This is a genomic window from Streptomyces sp. TG1A-8, assembly GCF_030499535.1.
Lineage (GTDB): Bacteria > Actinomycetota > Actinomycetes > Streptomycetales > Streptomycetaceae > Streptomyces.
The window spans coordinates 504,185-518,462 of sequence record NZ_JASTLB010000004.1 but is presented as its reverse complement, the minus strand read 5'-3'; the positions used below and the strand labels follow the sequence as shown (position 1 = coordinate 518,462).

Annotated in this window: 7 protein-coding genes and 6 pseudogenes; 5 read left to right on the top strand and 8 right to left on the bottom strand. The window is 64.3% G+C overall.

Features of this window, described 5'->3' with window-relative positions; all coding sequences use genetic code 11:
* Positions 1-376: pseudogene (locus QQY24_RS34610) on the bottom strand (ATP-binding protein); the annotation flags it as partial.
* Positions 373-2,022 (bottom strand): annotated as a pseudogene (gene istA / locus QQY24_RS34605) (IS21 family transposase). The pseudogenes istA and QQY24_RS34610, both read right to left, overlap by 4 nt.
* Before the next feature lie 256 nt (positions 2,023-2,278).
* On the opposite strand from istA, the pseudogene QQY24_RS34600 reads away from it, so the two are divergent.
* Positions 2,279-3,508: pseudogene (locus QQY24_RS34600) on the top strand (IS256 family transposase).
* A 230-nt stretch (positions 3,509-3,738) separates the two neighbouring features.
* Positions 3,739-4,571, top strand: a protein-coding gene (locus QQY24_RS34595; RefSeq protein ID WP_301970705.1) for an IS5 family transposase whose coding sequence is annotated in 2 segments (ribosomal slippage) — positions 3,739-4,083 and positions 4,086-4,571 — 831 coding nt in all. Because the reading frame shifts where the segments join, the coding sequence is not laid out codon by codon here.
* Between the two features lie 882 nt (positions 4,572-5,453).
* Here the strand turns inward: QQY24_RS34595 and QQY24_RS34590 are convergent.
* From QQY24_RS34590 to QQY24_RS34575, 4 genes are read right to left on the bottom strand one after another with little or no spacing between them, the layout of a single operon-like run.
* Complete coding sequence (locus tag QQY24_RS34590) at positions 5,454-6,074, bottom strand: MFS transporter (RefSeq protein WP_301976850.1); 621 nt, start codon at positions 6,072-6,074, stop codon at positions 5,454-5,456.
* Between the two features lie 37 nt (positions 6,075-6,111).
* The gene (locus QQY24_RS34585; protein ID WP_301976490.1) at positions 6,112-6,999 is read right to left on the bottom strand and encodes a hypothetical protein; all 888 of its coding nucleotides are present in this window, start codon (positions 6,997-6,999) and stop codon (positions 6,112-6,114) included.
* Positions 6,986-7,318, bottom strand: a complete 333-nt coding sequence (locus tag QQY24_RS34580; protein WP_301976491.1) for a hypothetical protein — start codon at positions 7,316-7,318, stop codon at positions 6,986-6,988. The genes QQY24_RS34585 and QQY24_RS34580 overlap by 14 nt, the downstream gene beginning before the upstream one ends.
* Positions 7,319-7,356: 38 nt before the next feature.
* Positions 7,357-8,550 (bottom strand): tetratricopeptide repeat protein, encoded by a 1,194-nt coding sequence (locus QQY24_RS34575; protein ID WP_301976492.1) that lies wholly within the window; start codon positions 8,548-8,550, stop codon positions 7,357-7,359.
* Between the two features lie 417 nt (positions 8,551-8,967).
* On the opposite strand from QQY24_RS34575, the gene QQY24_RS34570 reads away from it, so the two are divergent.
* Positions 8,968-9,852 (top strand): GNAT family N-acetyltransferase, encoded by an 885-nt coding sequence (locus QQY24_RS34570; protein ID WP_301976493.1) that lies wholly within the window; start codon positions 8,968-8,970, stop codon positions 9,850-9,852.
* 378 nt (positions 9,853-10,230) lie between these two features.
* Positions 10,231-11,526, top strand: a pseudogene (locus QQY24_RS34565) (IS256 family transposase).
* A gap of 6 nt (positions 11,527-11,532) precedes the next feature.
* Here QQY24_RS34565 and QQY24_RS34560 read toward each other — a convergent pair.
* A pseudogene (locus QQY24_RS34560) lies at positions 11,533-11,997 on the bottom strand (IS5 family transposase); the annotation flags it as partial.
* 58 nt (positions 11,998-12,055) lie between these two features.
* Between QQY24_RS34560 and QQY24_RS34555 the strand changes: the two are divergent.
* Positions 12,056-13,312, top strand: a complete 1,257-nt coding sequence (locus tag QQY24_RS34555) for an IS701 family transposase (RefSeq protein ID WP_301970644.1) — start codon at positions 12,056-12,058, stop codon at positions 13,310-13,312.
* 92 nt (positions 13,313-13,404) lie between these two features.
* Here the strand turns inward: QQY24_RS34555 and QQY24_RS34550 are convergent.
* A pseudogene (locus QQY24_RS34550) lies at positions 13,405-13,767 on the bottom strand (transposase); the annotation flags it as partial.
* Positions 13,768-14,278: the final 511 nt, after the last annotated feature.

The following is a 14,278-nucleotide window of genomic DNA, read 5'->3' as shown; positions in this document are numbered from 1 at the left end:
CTTGCCGGTGCCGGAGTCGCCAATCAAGCAGAGTGGCTGGCTCTTCTTGATCCACTCGCAGCTGGCAAGCGTGTGGATGGTGGCCGGGGTCGATGTTGGAGTTGGCGTCGAAGTCGAATGCTCGCAGGGACTTCTCCCGCGGGAAGCCAGCGGCCTTGATCCGCCGTTCCGAGCGGCGCCGGGCCCGGTCGTCGCACTCGGCCATCAGCAGCTCGGCGAGGCAAGCCGCGGTAGGTCATCTGGTCCTTCACCGCCCGGGTCGGCGATGCCGGGAACTCGTTGCGGATGACGGGAAGCTGCAGCATGCGGCAGGCGGTGTCGATGGCTGGCGCTCGGCGGCCTGCTCGGTCAAGCCTCGCTGGCGGGGCAGGGTCACTGGGCTTCTCCCTCGGTGGTGCTGCCGCCGGCGCGACGACGTCGGAGCAACTGGTCATAGGGGGTCACCGACGGCAGGGGCCTGGTGTCCGGGCGGGAGATGGGACAGGCCTTCCACTCTTGTGCAGGGACGTCACGTTCGCCGCCGGTGTGCCAGGCAGCGGCCGGCTTGCCAGGTCGGGTTCGGTCTCGGCCTGGGCTGCCTTGCGGGCCTCCAGGGCGACTGCGTCGGCGGTCATCGCCCCGGCGCGCAGGGCTGCGGCCAGACCGGCGACGATGTGCTCGTGCGGCAGGTGCCGTCCCAGCAGCAGGACCTCGATCAGGGCCCGGGCGCCGTCCCGCTCGCCGTGGGACCTTCTGAGCCTGAGCCCACCAGGCGTCGTGGACGTGGGTGAACTTGCCTGCTGAGCGGGCTTGCTCGAGGGCGGTGGAGCCGGGGAACGCGCCGGGCTTGCGGACCAGGACCTCCAGGTAATGATCCAGATCCAGGCGGACGGCGCCCTTGGCGATCAGCCTCTCGTGCCGGGCCACTTCCACGTTCTGGTTGTAAACCACCAGGTGAGAAGCATGCAAGACCACCCGCCACCCGCTTGCCGATCAACCGGATCGGCACCGAGTAGCGGTTTGTGCGGACCGGGATCTGGCCGTAGCGGTCGACCCGCGGGGTGAACAGCCTGGCCTGTCTCGAACGGCTCCTCGGGCAACGGCAGCAACAACGGCTGCTCGAGTGCGAAGCACTCCGCGACGGTCTTGGACCGGGCACCGATGCGGCGTGCGTCGTCCTGCCGGTCCCACAGCTCGACCATCTCGTTCAGCTCGGCGAGCGAGGCTACCTCGGGGACGGGAACGAAGTGGTTGCGGCGGAAGTAGCCGATCTGCCCCTCGACGCCGCCCTTCTCATGGGCGCCTTCGATGCCCGGACGGCAGTAGAAGCTCTCGATGCCGAAGTGCGACTTGAAGGCGATCCACCGGTCGGCCTCGACCCTGGCCCGGCTCAGTCCCAGCACCCGGGCGACGGCGGCTTTGAGGTTGTCGTAGCGGACCTTGCTCCGCGGGGCACGCCGCCCAGCGTCCGCAGCGCGTGGACATGGCCTTCGAAGAAGGCTTCCTGGCCGCAGGAGGCGAACACTCGGTGGACGGCCTTACCCGAATACGAAAGGCGGAAGGAGAACAAGTAGCAGGTCACCAGCTCGCCGGCGAGGCGGATCGTCACGTCGCCGAAGTCAACTTCCGCCTCGTGCCCGGGCGTGGTGGGTCTGCGGGACGCAACGCCTCCAGCGGGGCCTTGCCGGACTCGACCAGGATCTCCGGCTTCCGGGCGGCAACGTAGTAGCGGACCATCCCGTAGGAGACGTCCGCCCCGTGCTCGTCGACCAGGCGGTGAAAGATGCGGGTGACGGTGTGCCGCTGCTTGCGCGGAGCATCCAGGTCGGCGCGGAGGATGCCGTCGATCACCGGCTTGTACGGGTCCAGAGCGGTCGCCCGGGGCGGCAGCTTCTTCCGAGGCTCAGGCCAGGCCGAATCCAGTGCCTTGCGAACCGTCCGCCACGTCACGCCGTGCTTGCGCTCGAGCTCTCGCATCGACATGCCGCCGCGATGGTCACGCCGGATCGCCGCGTACAGCTCGACCTTCGACAACTGCGGCATGACCAGCACCTTTCACCAGGAGCATCCCGATGCTGCCCTGGCAAGAGACCCGGTGCCTCCCAAACTCATCAACACCACCCGTCCGTGGAACGGGGCGCCTCCCAAACTCATCGACAAGCGACGTCACTACTGCTCGATAAAGCCAGTTACGGTCTTCGGTGTAACTTCCGATCATGGAAGTAGCACCTGATGAGTGACGTGACTGTCTCTGCCGAGGCGGTTGAAGAGGTCCGGCCGTCCGAGTTGTCGGCGGAACGTGCTGGACGAGCAGTTGATCGGGCAGTTGGTCGACCGGGCCCGCGCGAGCGGGCTGCAGCTGACCGGTGAGGGCGGGCTGCTGCAGCAGCTGACCAAACGCGTGCTGGAGTCCGCTCTCGAAGGGGAGATCACCGACCACCTCGGCTACGAGAAGCACGATCCGGCCGGTGCCGGCAGCGGCAACAGCCGCAACGGGGTCCGGTCCAAGACCGCGCTGACCGATGTCGGGCCGGTTCAGATCACGGTGCCGCGTGACCGCGAGGGAAGCTTCGAGCCGCAGATCGTCAAGAAGCGCCAGCGGCGGCTGACCGGTGTCGACGAGATGGTCCTGTCGCTGTCCGCGCGTGGTCTGACGCACGGTGACATCTCCGCCCACCTGGCCGAGGTCTACGGCGCGAGCGCGTCGAAGCAGACCATCTCGACCATCACCGACAAGGTCATGGACGGGATGGCCGAGTGGCAGAACCGCCCGTGGCACCCGGTCTATCCGGTGGTCTTCATCGACTGCGTGCACGTGAAGGTACGCGACGGGCAGGTGGCGAACCGGCCCATATACGTCGCACTCGCAGTCACGGTGGACGGCACCCGCGACATCCTCGGCCTGTGGGCCGGCGACGGCGGCGAGGGCGCCAAGTACTGGCTCCAGGTCCTGACCGAGATCAAGAACCGCGGTGTCGAGGACGTGTGCATGGTCGTCTGCGACGGGCTCTAGGGCCTGCCCGACTCCATCTCGGCGGTCTGGCCCTAGGCGGTCACCCAGACCTGCGTCGTCCACCTGATCCGGGCGTCCTTCCGCTATGCGGGCCGCCAGGACTGGGACAAGATCTCCCGCGCGCTCAAGCCTGTCTACACGGCTCCGACCGCAGATGCGGCGGAAGACCGGTTCCTGGAGTTCCAGGAGGAGTGGGGCGCCAAATATCCGGCGATCGTGAGGCTTTGGGAGAACGCCTGGGCCGAGTTCGTACCGTTCCTCCAGTTCGACGCCGAGATCCGCCGTGTCGTCTGCACCACCAACGCGATCGAGTCGGTCAACGCTCGCATACGGAAAGCCGTCCGGGCCCGTGGGCACTTCCCGAACGAGGCCGCAGCCCTCAAATGCGTCTACATGGCCGTCATGAGCCTCGACCCCACCGGCCAGGGACGCAAACGCTGGACCATGCGCTGGAAGCCCGCCCTGCAGGCTTTCGACATCGCCTTCGACGGTCGACTCTCCGTCGGCCGCCGCTAAATCACACCACCCGAGTTACACCGTTGGCTGGACAGACCCCCTCCTGGTACTGCTCGGTTGGGATCGCAACCCCGAGCTACCAAGAGGCCCTGCCGCTATGCCCCGACCACCGAGAGATCACCCGAACAGGAACCCTGTTCGGGTGATCAAGCCTGCCGAACGGTAAGCGGATGGCGTCTAAGAACTCCTAACGAAATGATCTTCGAGGTGGTTGGATCACTACGGCAGCGATGATCTGGGGGTGCGAAGTGGCACGGCCGAAGCCGTGGGAAGTCGACGACGAGCTGTGGGCGGTGATCGAACCGCTGCTGCCCAAGGTCGAGCGTCGGGCCCGGCACCCAGGGCGCAAGCGGCATCCGGACCGGCTGGTGTTCCAGGGCATCCTGTTCGTCCTGCACACCGGGATCTCCTGGGAACACCTGCCGCAGGAACTCGGCTTCGGCTCGGGCATGACCTGCTGGCGACGCCTGGCCGAGTGGACCGGGGCCGGCGTGTGGCCCCGACTGCACGAGGTCCTCCTTGCCAAGCTCCGCAGCGCGAACGCCCTGGACTTCTCCCGAGCGGCCGTCGACGGCTCCCACATCCGCGCGCTAAAGGGGGTCCCAAGACCGGACGAAGCCCTGTTGACCGGGGCAGAACCGGCAGCAAGCACCACCTGATCACCGACGCCACCGGCATCCCGCTCGCCGCCACGCTGACCGGCGGCAACCGCAACGACGTCACCCAGCTGATCCCTCTGCTGGAGGCGATACCGCCGGTGCGGGGCAAGCGAGGCCGGCCCCGACGCCGCCCGGACGTGGTGCTGGGCGACCGCGGCTACGACCACGACAAGTACCGCCGGCTCGTCCGGGACCTGGGCGTGAAGCCACTGATCGCCCGACGCGGCACCGAACACGGCTCCGGACTCGGCACCCAACGCTGGGTCGTGGAACGCGCATTCGCCCACCTGCACTGGTTCCGCCGTCTGCGGATCCGCTGGGAGATCCGCGACGACATCCACGAAGCCTTCCTCACCCTCGGATGCGCGCTCATCTGCTGGAGGCGCCTGACGTCATTGCGATAGGAGTTCTAAGGACATATACAGAACCCCGCGCGGGATGCGGTGCGTTGGAGAGCGCTGACGACGCGGTCGCGGGCAGCGTCATCCTTGAGGCAGGTGCGGGCCCGGGCCAGCGGTGAGGGGTAGCAGGCGGGCCCCGGTCCCCGCCCGGGCAATGCCCTCATCTGTCAGCACCGCGCCGACGCGGAATCCGCGCCACGGGCGTTTCACCTGTGCGGAGTTGAGCAGGAGAATGCCCGGGCCGGACTGCTCGACGTGCGGGACCACCGGATATCAGACTGGCGTTTCGCTGGGGTTGCGATCGACGGAACTTGAACGCCGGGACCGCTGCGGCACACAGGATGAATAGCATAGCTGCGACAGCCCAACCGACTCCACCGAATTGGATGACGACGAAAGAGGCAATGAAGAGGGCCCACAGCACGTTCCGCCGTGGCACTGAGACTGTAAACGGCGAGAAAGCGCGTCCTCTTGTCCTCAGGGGCCAATTCCACGGATATCCACCAACTGGCGGCAATGAATCTGGCCTCTCCAAGCGTCAGTATCGCGACACCGAGGATCAGGCCCCCGCCCAGTAGCCAGCCCGAGAACAGCCAGAAAATTCCAATGACCGACGCTCCCCCAGCCAGCATGAATGCGGCCTGCACAAGGGCGCGGGACGCGACCTCTGTGGTCACGATGTCGCGAGACATCCTCGGCTGTGCGATAACTGTTATCGCCGTATTGACGAGAAGCACCAACCCGACGAGACCTGCGGTGGCATCGTCCCGATCCGAGATTTGCAGCGGTATGGCCACCGTCAGCAGAGCATCCGACAGCAGGAAGAAAACCGACAGGGCAACGAAGGAAAGGTACCGCGGATTGGGCCACTCTCCGGAAAAAACGTTACGTCGCTTCATTACGGCCAAGGTGCCAGCGGTGTCCACCGGTTTCATCAGGATAGCCGCTATGAAGAAAGAAAGTCCGTTCAACACCATGATCAACGGATAACCGAAATCCGGGTTGAGGAAGATGGCTACTGCCACGATGAGGGCACCTGAAACCGACCCCGGCGTTCTGGAGCGAATACCGCCAGGCCATGATCTCGACGCGTTGATCAGAAGGAAGAACGGCGGCCAGAAGAGCTTGGGAGGCCGGATTGGAGAGGCGGTCCGCAATGGTGACGACGAGCGTCACTGCTATGAACAGGGGAACGGAGTCGGCCAATAGGTAAGAAGAGTACAGAAGTCCGCGAAATATATGGAGGACAATAATGATCCGCTTGAGATCAAAGCGCTCCAGGAAGGCACTGAGGGGCACCGTGGTGACCAGCGTGACGAGCGCACAGACCGACAGCGTGAAGGCGACGGTGTCGTCTGGTATACGCAGGTGAGAGCTGAAATAGAGAACCGAGCCAGACATGAAGGCGCCAGTTCCCGTTGCGTTCACCAGCGCCGTTACCAACAGTGACTTCACTGTTGTCGAGGCGGTCAGGACGGGGTGATTTCGAAACATAGTGGACTTCATTCCCGGCGATGTGATGTGGAACGGCGAGTCGCCAGCCTTACGGCATAAAACAGAAGTAGGTGGAAACTGTGGCTATGGAGAACGCCGTCAGCGTGCCAGGGAACAGAAAGGTGAACGCGGCATGCATGATCAGGCCGGCTGCGAGGGCGTACGGCCACAGCCACGGGGTCAGAACCGCGACAGGCAGGGCAGCCTCCAGAACAAGGACCGAGGTCATCACAAACCGAAGTATCTTGTCACCAGGCTCTACCTTCGAAACCCAAGAACGAAGCGTCGCCGGGTACCAACCGTCAAAGTGATGACGCTGCGACTGCTCGGCAAGGGTGTATCTCAACACCGACACGACGACCGTTCCGGAAATGAAGGACGAGTTTGCCTTTCGGAATACACCACCGATGTAGAGAGCACTGATAGTCAAAGCCACTGCACTTTGACAAAAACGTGATCCGTGCGCGGAGGCGATAACCTGCCAAGCAGACTGCGGGTCCCCTTCCATCAGGTGCATGAAGGGGTCCCACAGAGGAGGCAGCGACGGAGTGAATATGAAACAGCACGCTAGCAGAGTAAAAAAGTTCACATGAAACTTGAAGTGGATGAATCCCTCGAAGGCGAAACAGAGAGCCAAACCCGCGGCTGACGTTTGGGGGATAACCCCGAGGAACAGCGCCAAAGAGAAGGCAAATCGCGCGATGATAAAGACTCGGTAGTGAATCGCCGTCGGCATTCTCTGTCGGTGCTTCAGGTGACGCGCGCGCAGCCTGAAGTAAAGGTAGGTTGTCGGCTCGTAGTAGCCGACATATTCGCGCTTGAACTCGATCGCGATCTTGATGAGGCAGGCAAGTGCGAACCCGGTCCTTGCCAGCCATAGGCCCCCGGCCGGGCCATCACCCACCAGAATGTCTATGAATTCCTCAGTCGACCACACGAGATTCCTCAACGATCAGCTGAAACGTTTTCATATCCTCACGTACGTCGACCGTTCCGCAGAGATCGTTCATACCGTGTACGCGGGCCAGGTAGTAGAGGAAGAGTCTTACTTCCTGGTTGCTCATGTTCAATTGGGTGTGCGGAAGGAAATCCCAGATATTCAGTTCCGCACCACTGCTGCGGCTATGGAGCGAGAAACTCGATGTCTTGACTCCGGCAAACATATGCCACGTGGCAAAACCCGGCTTCCTACGGGCAGAGCGCCAAATTAGCAGGCCGAGATAAGCTGCCAAGGTGAGAGCAGCAAGGTATGCCATGGTCGTGTCGGCTCCGAACGGCTACGTCTCGAGCGAGGTCAGGTGGCCTCGATGGCTGCAATACGTTGAGCAGGTGCTAAGCCCGTAGGCCACAGTTCGAGAGATTTCTTGTAACACTGGACAGCCTCTTGCGCCTCGCCCAGCCGCTCCCAGCAGCGGCCGGCATTGAACCAAGCGATACGTCCGAGCGGGACCTGGAATCGCGCAGATGTCAAGTACGCTTGCAAAGCTCCGAGTTCGTCGCCATCTCTTCTCCGCAACTCGCCGACTTGAAGCCAGGCCTTGCTGTCGATGGGGTCGATCTTGGAGACCATCTCCTCCATCAAGTCCCTACTTCTTGTCTTATTGCCGAGGGCAGCTTCGGTCCGGGAGGCCGATTCCACGGCAGGGTACATATTCTCGGTTGCCAAGATGCGGGTGCGGTCATCATGACCGACCAGTTCACGAGCAATACCGAGCCATCTGTCCAGATCGGCACGGAGGTCGTCGTGGCGGCCGTTGAGGAAGGGTTCGAAGGCAGCAGCTCGGTAAAATCTGCTCGTCGTCAGCGCCTTCTCGAAGTCATCCACATGCGGCAGAGCAACATAACGCTCTAGTGCCTCAGAACCTCGTCCATGCCACTTCGCCAGCTCTGGAAGTTGCTTCAACTGAGCGCTGGCAACAATGGCCAGGATGCACAGAGAGAGCCGAGTCCTAGCATAAGTCACGTCCGAGCCGAGTTCGAGGTACAACCCCTCGAACTCTCGCTGGTAGTCGCGCCGACCCAGGTGAATTATGTGATTTATGAAGATACCGGTGTAGCGGGCGTAGGAGTATCCTGGCCCCGTACGGTCCGGAACGGCCTTCAGGAGGTCCCGGGCTTTCTCATGAAAGCCCAGGTATGAAATCGTTCTGGCCAGTAGGGCCAACTCCAGCGGATCCTCCGGCAGATCCACTACGTCATCGGCCAAGCGTCGTTTCGCAGGGCTGCCCGGAACTTCGATCCAGTCCTCAAAGTCTGCCTGAGCGGCGGCGTTGGGCAGGTCGGCCAGATCGACCGCCTTGGACAGTTCGGAGCGAAACGTGGTGATCATGGAGCGCTGCAGATAGGGGCTTGCGAACCACGGCTCGGCCTTACGTGTATATGCATCCCAGGCCAAGCAGGGCGCGTGCGTGAAAATCGGAGCGTCTGTCGGCCTTTCTCCCATGTCCAGGTACGGAGCAAGATGACGCTCCAAGGAGAAGACAGACATGTCATCTGCGAGTGTCACTGTTTTCTCTCCCAATAGATCGCCCCCTTGCCCGTGCAGGCGAGGGGGCGATCTCTTATTTGTTCAGTTGTCAGTCAAGGTGAACGGGGGCACCCGCGATAACCGTGCCCTCGAGGTCCGTGTAGATGTCATCGTTCATCTGCTCAGCCATGACAACCTCCGTAAAATTCTTTCAGAAAACTTCCCCCGACTGGAGGAATGGAATGATCGTAGGTGCGGCTAGTTGCACTGGTCAAGGATCTATTTTCGGTCAAGTCATGCCTGGTCAGCGCATCTTTTTCCCGTAAAACACCTTATGCCCGAATTTTTCTCATATGTCAAAGGCGTGACTCAACGCGACGACGCGAGCCGTACGCACCCCCGTGGGAATGCCCCCCAGGCGGCGCGTCATGATGGTCTATGGCAACTATCGAAACCTGGCACTTCAGCCGAGATCTGGGCGCCTTTCTCGACCACACGGAGACATTCCTCCGCTCACAGCCGACACTGCACACCGTGCTACTGACAGTGACCAATGCACTTCGTCAAGCAGGACCGATGGCGCCCGGCCCGGGAGCACCGCTCTTCGGCACGCTCGCTCAAGACGGGCACACGCTGGCTGCGTTTGTATACACGCAGCAGCACGGGTTGGTCGTCTCACCGTTGTCCGAGCCCGCGGCCGCGGCTCTGGCGGCTCGTCTCGCGGACGAAGGGGAGACCCCGCACAGTTTCTCCGGCGACCGTGAGAGTGTCGAGGCGATCGTGAACGCCTGGCGACAGTGCACCGGAGACGCCGTCGTGCAACACCGCCGCGAACGTCTCTACAGCCTCGATACTCTGACTGCCCCTGCTCGGATGCCCGCAGGCCGGGCGCAGGTCGCTGATCAGGCGGACCGTTCCCTACTCATGCGCTGGGCGCAAGAGTATGCCACCGCTATCGGCGAGCCCGACGGGCGCGACTTCGGCAACTGGGCGGACACGCGCCTCGCCTACGGAGGAGTCACCCTATGGGAGAACGACGAAGGCGAACCCGCCGCCATGGCTGGCTGCTCACCCCTCATCGCTGGCCAAGTCCGGATCGCACCCGTCTACACGCCGATCCACCTTCGTGGGCACGGATACGGAAGCGCGGTCACCGCTGCTGTGGCGCAAGCCGCCCTAGTCGGCGGCGCGGACAATGTGCTCCTCTTCACGGACCTCGCCAACGCCACCAGCAACGCGCTCTACCAGCGCCTCGGCTTTCGCCCTATAACCGACTTTGTCAGCTACCGCCGCTACGGGCGTGGGTCAGTAACGGCCAATTGACCGGGCGGTCGTGATGGGCTGATCGATTGCCCTCGCCCGGTCGGTGTGTGGGAGCAGCCTTGCCGCGCTTGGTCCGCGGCTTGCGGGCCAAGCGCTCTTTGAAAGTGGCGTCCATGGGGATCCGCCAATATGCGCCAAATCGGCTGACTGAGGCGACACCGTCGCTCCCCCACTCACCGCACCCGCGGCACCCGTATAGTCAGCCGCAGGACACGCCAGACTGCCCGTGATGTGTGTCACGTTACCAGGCGGAAAGAAACACGAAGACCGCACACACCGCTGCGCACACACGAGACACAGCCCCCGCCTAATACTCCAGTACGGTTTCGGGGTCTGTACGGTCTTCGGTGTAACTTCCGATCATGGAAGTAGCACCTGATGAGCGACGTGACTGTCTCTGCCGAGGCGGTTGAAGAGGTCCGGCCGTCCGAGTTGTCGGCGGACGTGCTGGACGAGCAGTTGATCGGGCAGTTGGTCGACCGGGCCCGCGCGAGCGGGCTGCAGCTGACCGGTGAGGGCGGGCTGCTGCAGCAGCTGACCAAACGCGTGCTGGAGTCCGCTCTCGAAGGGGAGATCACCGACCACCTCGGCTACGAGAAGCACGATCCGGCCGGTGCCGGCAGCGGCAACAGCCGCAACGGGGTCCGGTCCAAGACCGCGCTGACCGATGTCGGGCCGGTTCAGATCACGGTGCCGCGTGACCGCGAGGGAAGCTTCGAGCCGCAGATCGTCAAGAAGCGCCAGCGGCGGCTGACCGGTGTCGACGAGATGGTCCTGTCGCTGTCCGCGCGTGGTCTGACGCACGGTGACATCTCCGCCCACCTGGCCGAGGTCTACGGCGCGAGCGTGTCTAAGCAGACCATCTCGACCATCACCGACAAGGTCATGGACGGGATGGCCGAGTGGCAGAACCGCCCGCTGGACCCGGTCTATCCGGTGGTCTTCATCGACTGCGTGCACGTGAAGGTACGCGACGGGCAGGTGGCGAACCGGCCCATATACGTCGCACTCGCAGTCACGGTGGACGGCACCCGCGACATCCTCGGCCTGTGGGCCGGCGACGGCGGCGAGGGCGCCAAGTACTGGCTCCAGGTCCTGACTGAGATCAAGAACCGCGGTGTCGAGGACGTGTGCATGGTCGTCTGCGACGGGCTCTAGGGCCTGCCCGACTCCATCTCGGCGGTCTGGCCCTAGGCGGTCACCCAGACCTGCGTCGTCCACCTGATCCGGGCGTCCTTCCGCTATGCGGGCCGCCAGGACTGGGACAAGATCTCCCGCGCGCTCAAGCCTGTCTACACGGCTCCGACCGCAGATGCGGCGGAAGACCGGTTCCTGGAGTTCCAGGAGGAGTGGGGCGCCAAATATCCGGCGATCGTGAGGCTTTGGGAGAACGCCTGGGCCGAGTTCGTACCGTTCCTCCAGTTCGACGCCGAGATCCGCCGTGTCGTCTGCACCACCAACGCGATCGAGTCGGTCAACGCTCGCATACGGAAAGCCGTCCGGGCCCGTGGGCACTTCCCGAACGAGGCCGCAGCCCTCAAATGCGTCTACATGGCCGTCATGAGCCTCGACCCCACCGGCCAGGGACGCAAACGCTGGACCATGCGCTGGAAGCCCGCCCTGCAGGCTTTCGACATCGCCTTCGACGGTCGACTCTCCGTCGGCCGCCGCTAAGAACTCCTATCGCAATGACGTCAGGCGCCTCCAGCAGATGAGCGCGCATCCGAGGGTGAGGAAGGCTTCGTGGATGTCGTCGCGGATCTCCCAGCGGATCCGCAGACGGCGGAACCAGTGCAGGTGGGCGAATGCGCGTTCCACGACCCAGCGTTGGGTGCCAAGTCCGGAGCCGTGTTCGGTGCCGCGTCGGGCGATCAGTGGCTTCACGCCCAGGTCCCGGACGAGCCGGCGGTACTTGTCGTGGTCGTAGCCGCGGTCGCCCAGCACCACGTCCGGGCGGCGTCGGGGCCGGCCTCGCTTGCCCCGCACCGGCGGTATCGCCTCCAGCAGAGGGATCAGCTGGGTGACGTCGTTGCGGTTGCCGCCGGTCAGCGTGGCGGCGAGCGGGATGCCGGTGGCGTCGGTGATCAGGTGGTGCTTGCTGCCGGTTCTGCCCCGGTCAACAGGGCTTCGTCCGGTCTTGGGACCCCCTTTAGTACTCCAGCAGCGGTTCGTGTCCTGAGCTGGTGGTTGTCGTTGTCCTGGTATGGAGGGGATGAGTGAAGCCGCTTGCTGGGCCGGCGAGTTGGAGTTGGTGTTCGCTCGGGTGGCGGGCAGGTTCACTCGGGCGGATCTGCGGTGGCGGATGCGGGACTACGTCCGTGGTCTGCTGGGGCGGGCGACACGCAAGAACGGCTGGCAGCTTGCGGAATGGGCAGGTCACCGCACTCCGGACGGCTTTCAGCGGCTGCTGAACAGCAGTGTCTGGGACGCGGACGCCCTGCGTGACGACGTCCGTGCCTACGTCGCCGAACGGCTCGGACCGGGCGGTGTGCTGATCATCGACGACACGGGATTCATCAAGAAGGGCACCACCTCAGCCGGGGTCAGTCGGCAGTACACCGGCACCTCAGGAAAGATCGACAACTGTCAGATCGGCGTGTTCGCCGCCTACGCCACCAGCTCAGGCCGGGCCTTGGTGGACCGGGAGCTCTACCTGCCCAAAGCCTGGACGTCCGACCGTGACCGCTGCCGGGCGGCCAAGATCCCCGACGGGCGAGGCTTTGCGACCAAGGGGGAACTGGCCCGGGACATCGTCCGCCGCTGCCTGGCCGCCGGCCTGCCGGCGTCGTGGGTGACCGCGGATGAGGCCTACGGGCAGGACTGGCACTTCCGCCGCCTGCTCGAGCAGACGGGCGTCGGCTACGTGGTGGCGGTGCCCAAGTCCCAGCAGATCAAGTCCCTGGCCGGCATCTGGCGCATCGACCATCTCATCGATGAAGCACCCGATGATGCCTGGCAGCGGCTGTCCTGCGGCGATGGGGCGAAGGGCCCGCGGATCTACGACTGGGCCGGGGCCAAGTTGCCCGCCAACATCATCTTCGATCCGGATCCGCCGACCCATCACCGGTGGGTGATGGCCCGCCGCAGCCTGTCCGACCCCGAAGATGTGGCCTACTACCTGGCCTACGCACCCGTGGGTGTCGAGATCGCCGAGCTGGTCCGCATCGCCGGCTCCCGCTGGGCGATCGAGGAGTGCTTCCAGGCCGCGAAGAACGAGTGCGGCCTGGACGAGTACGAAGTCCGCCGCTATGTCGGCTGGTATCGGCACATCACCCTGGCCATGCTCGCCCACGCCGTCTTGGCCGCACTCGCAGCACAAGCCCAGGCCGGCGGGGAGGCAAAGGGGGCTGCAGAAACGGATCAGCCACCGTCCCGCTCACCGTGGCAGAGATCCGGCGGCTCCTGGACACTCTCCTGCCCCACCCACGAGCCGACCGCGATCCCATCACCCACGCACTGAACTGGTCCGCCTGGAGAAGACACCGCCAGGCCATCGCCCGCCGCTGCCACTACCGAAAACGCACCTCAGGCCACGAACCGCTGCTGGAGTATTAGCGCGCGGATGTGGGAGCCGTCGACGGCCGCTCGGGAGAAGTCCAGGGCGTTCGCGCTGCGGAGCTTGGCAAGGAGGACCTCGTGCAGTCGGGGCCACACGCCGGCCCCGGTCCACTCGGCCAGGCGTCGCCAGCAGGTCATGCCCGAGCCGAAGCCGAGTTCCTGCGGCAGGTGTTCCCAGGAGATCCCGGTGTGCAGGACGAACAGGATGCCCTGGAACACCAGCCGGTCCGGATGCCGCTTGCGCCCTGGGTGCCGGGCCCGACGCTCGACCTTGGGCAGCAGCGGTTCGATCACCGCCCACAGCTCGTCGTCGACTTCCCACGGCTTCGGCCGTGCCACTTCGCACCCCCAGATCATCGCTGCCGTAATGATCCAACCACCTCGAAAATCATTTCGTTAGGAGTTCTAAATCACACCACCCGAGTTACACCGTTGGCTGGACAGACCCGACCTCCAGCCGAAGAGCCCGCCGGAACAGCCCCCGGACCGTTCCCAGCGGCGCCCCACCCCCGTCCCGCCCCCAGCGGGGCGGGGACAGGCCGCAGGCCACCCGGGGACCAGGCCTGACCACCGGTCACCAACGGCCGCAAAAAGCGCCAGGACCGCCTCCGCAACAGCAGGGCCCAGGCGCCGAACAACAAAAGCCCCGTCCCTGCAGCAGGAACGGGGCTTGTCGTATCGAGCGCCGGGCAGGCCTTGCACCTGCATCTCCCCGCAGGAAGCGGGACATCTTTCCTTAGACGACCAACGCACAGACAGCAGCCGCCGGAGCGGACCACCCATCTTCATGATCGATTCTAGCGCAGACACGCCGGCCCCGCACAACGAGGACGTCCCCGCATCGCTTCCCCTCCCTGGGGACACCAGC

Excerpts from the sequence above, each read along its gene's own strand:
- QQY24_RS34575 (WP_301976492.1), bottom strand. The coding sequence starts at position 8,550 with ATGTCTGTCTTCTCCTTGGAGCGTCATCTTGCTCCGTACCTGGACATG.
- QQY24_RS34555 (WP_301970644.1), top strand. The coding sequence starts at position 12,056 with ATGGAGGGGATGAGTGAAGCCGCTTGCTGGGCCGGCGAGTTGGAGTTG.
- QQY24_RS34590 (WP_301976850.1), bottom strand. The coding sequence starts at position 6,074 with ATGAAGTCCACTATGTTTCGAAATCACCCCGTCCTGACCGCCTCGACA.
- QQY24_RS34570 (WP_301976493.1), top strand. The coding sequence starts at position 8,968 with ATGGCAACTATCGAAACCTGGCACTTCAGCCGAGATCTGGGCGCCTTT.
- QQY24_RS34580 (WP_301976491.1), bottom strand. The coding sequence starts at position 7,318 with ATGGCATACCTTGCTGCTCTCACCTTGGCAGCTTATCTCGGCCTGCTA.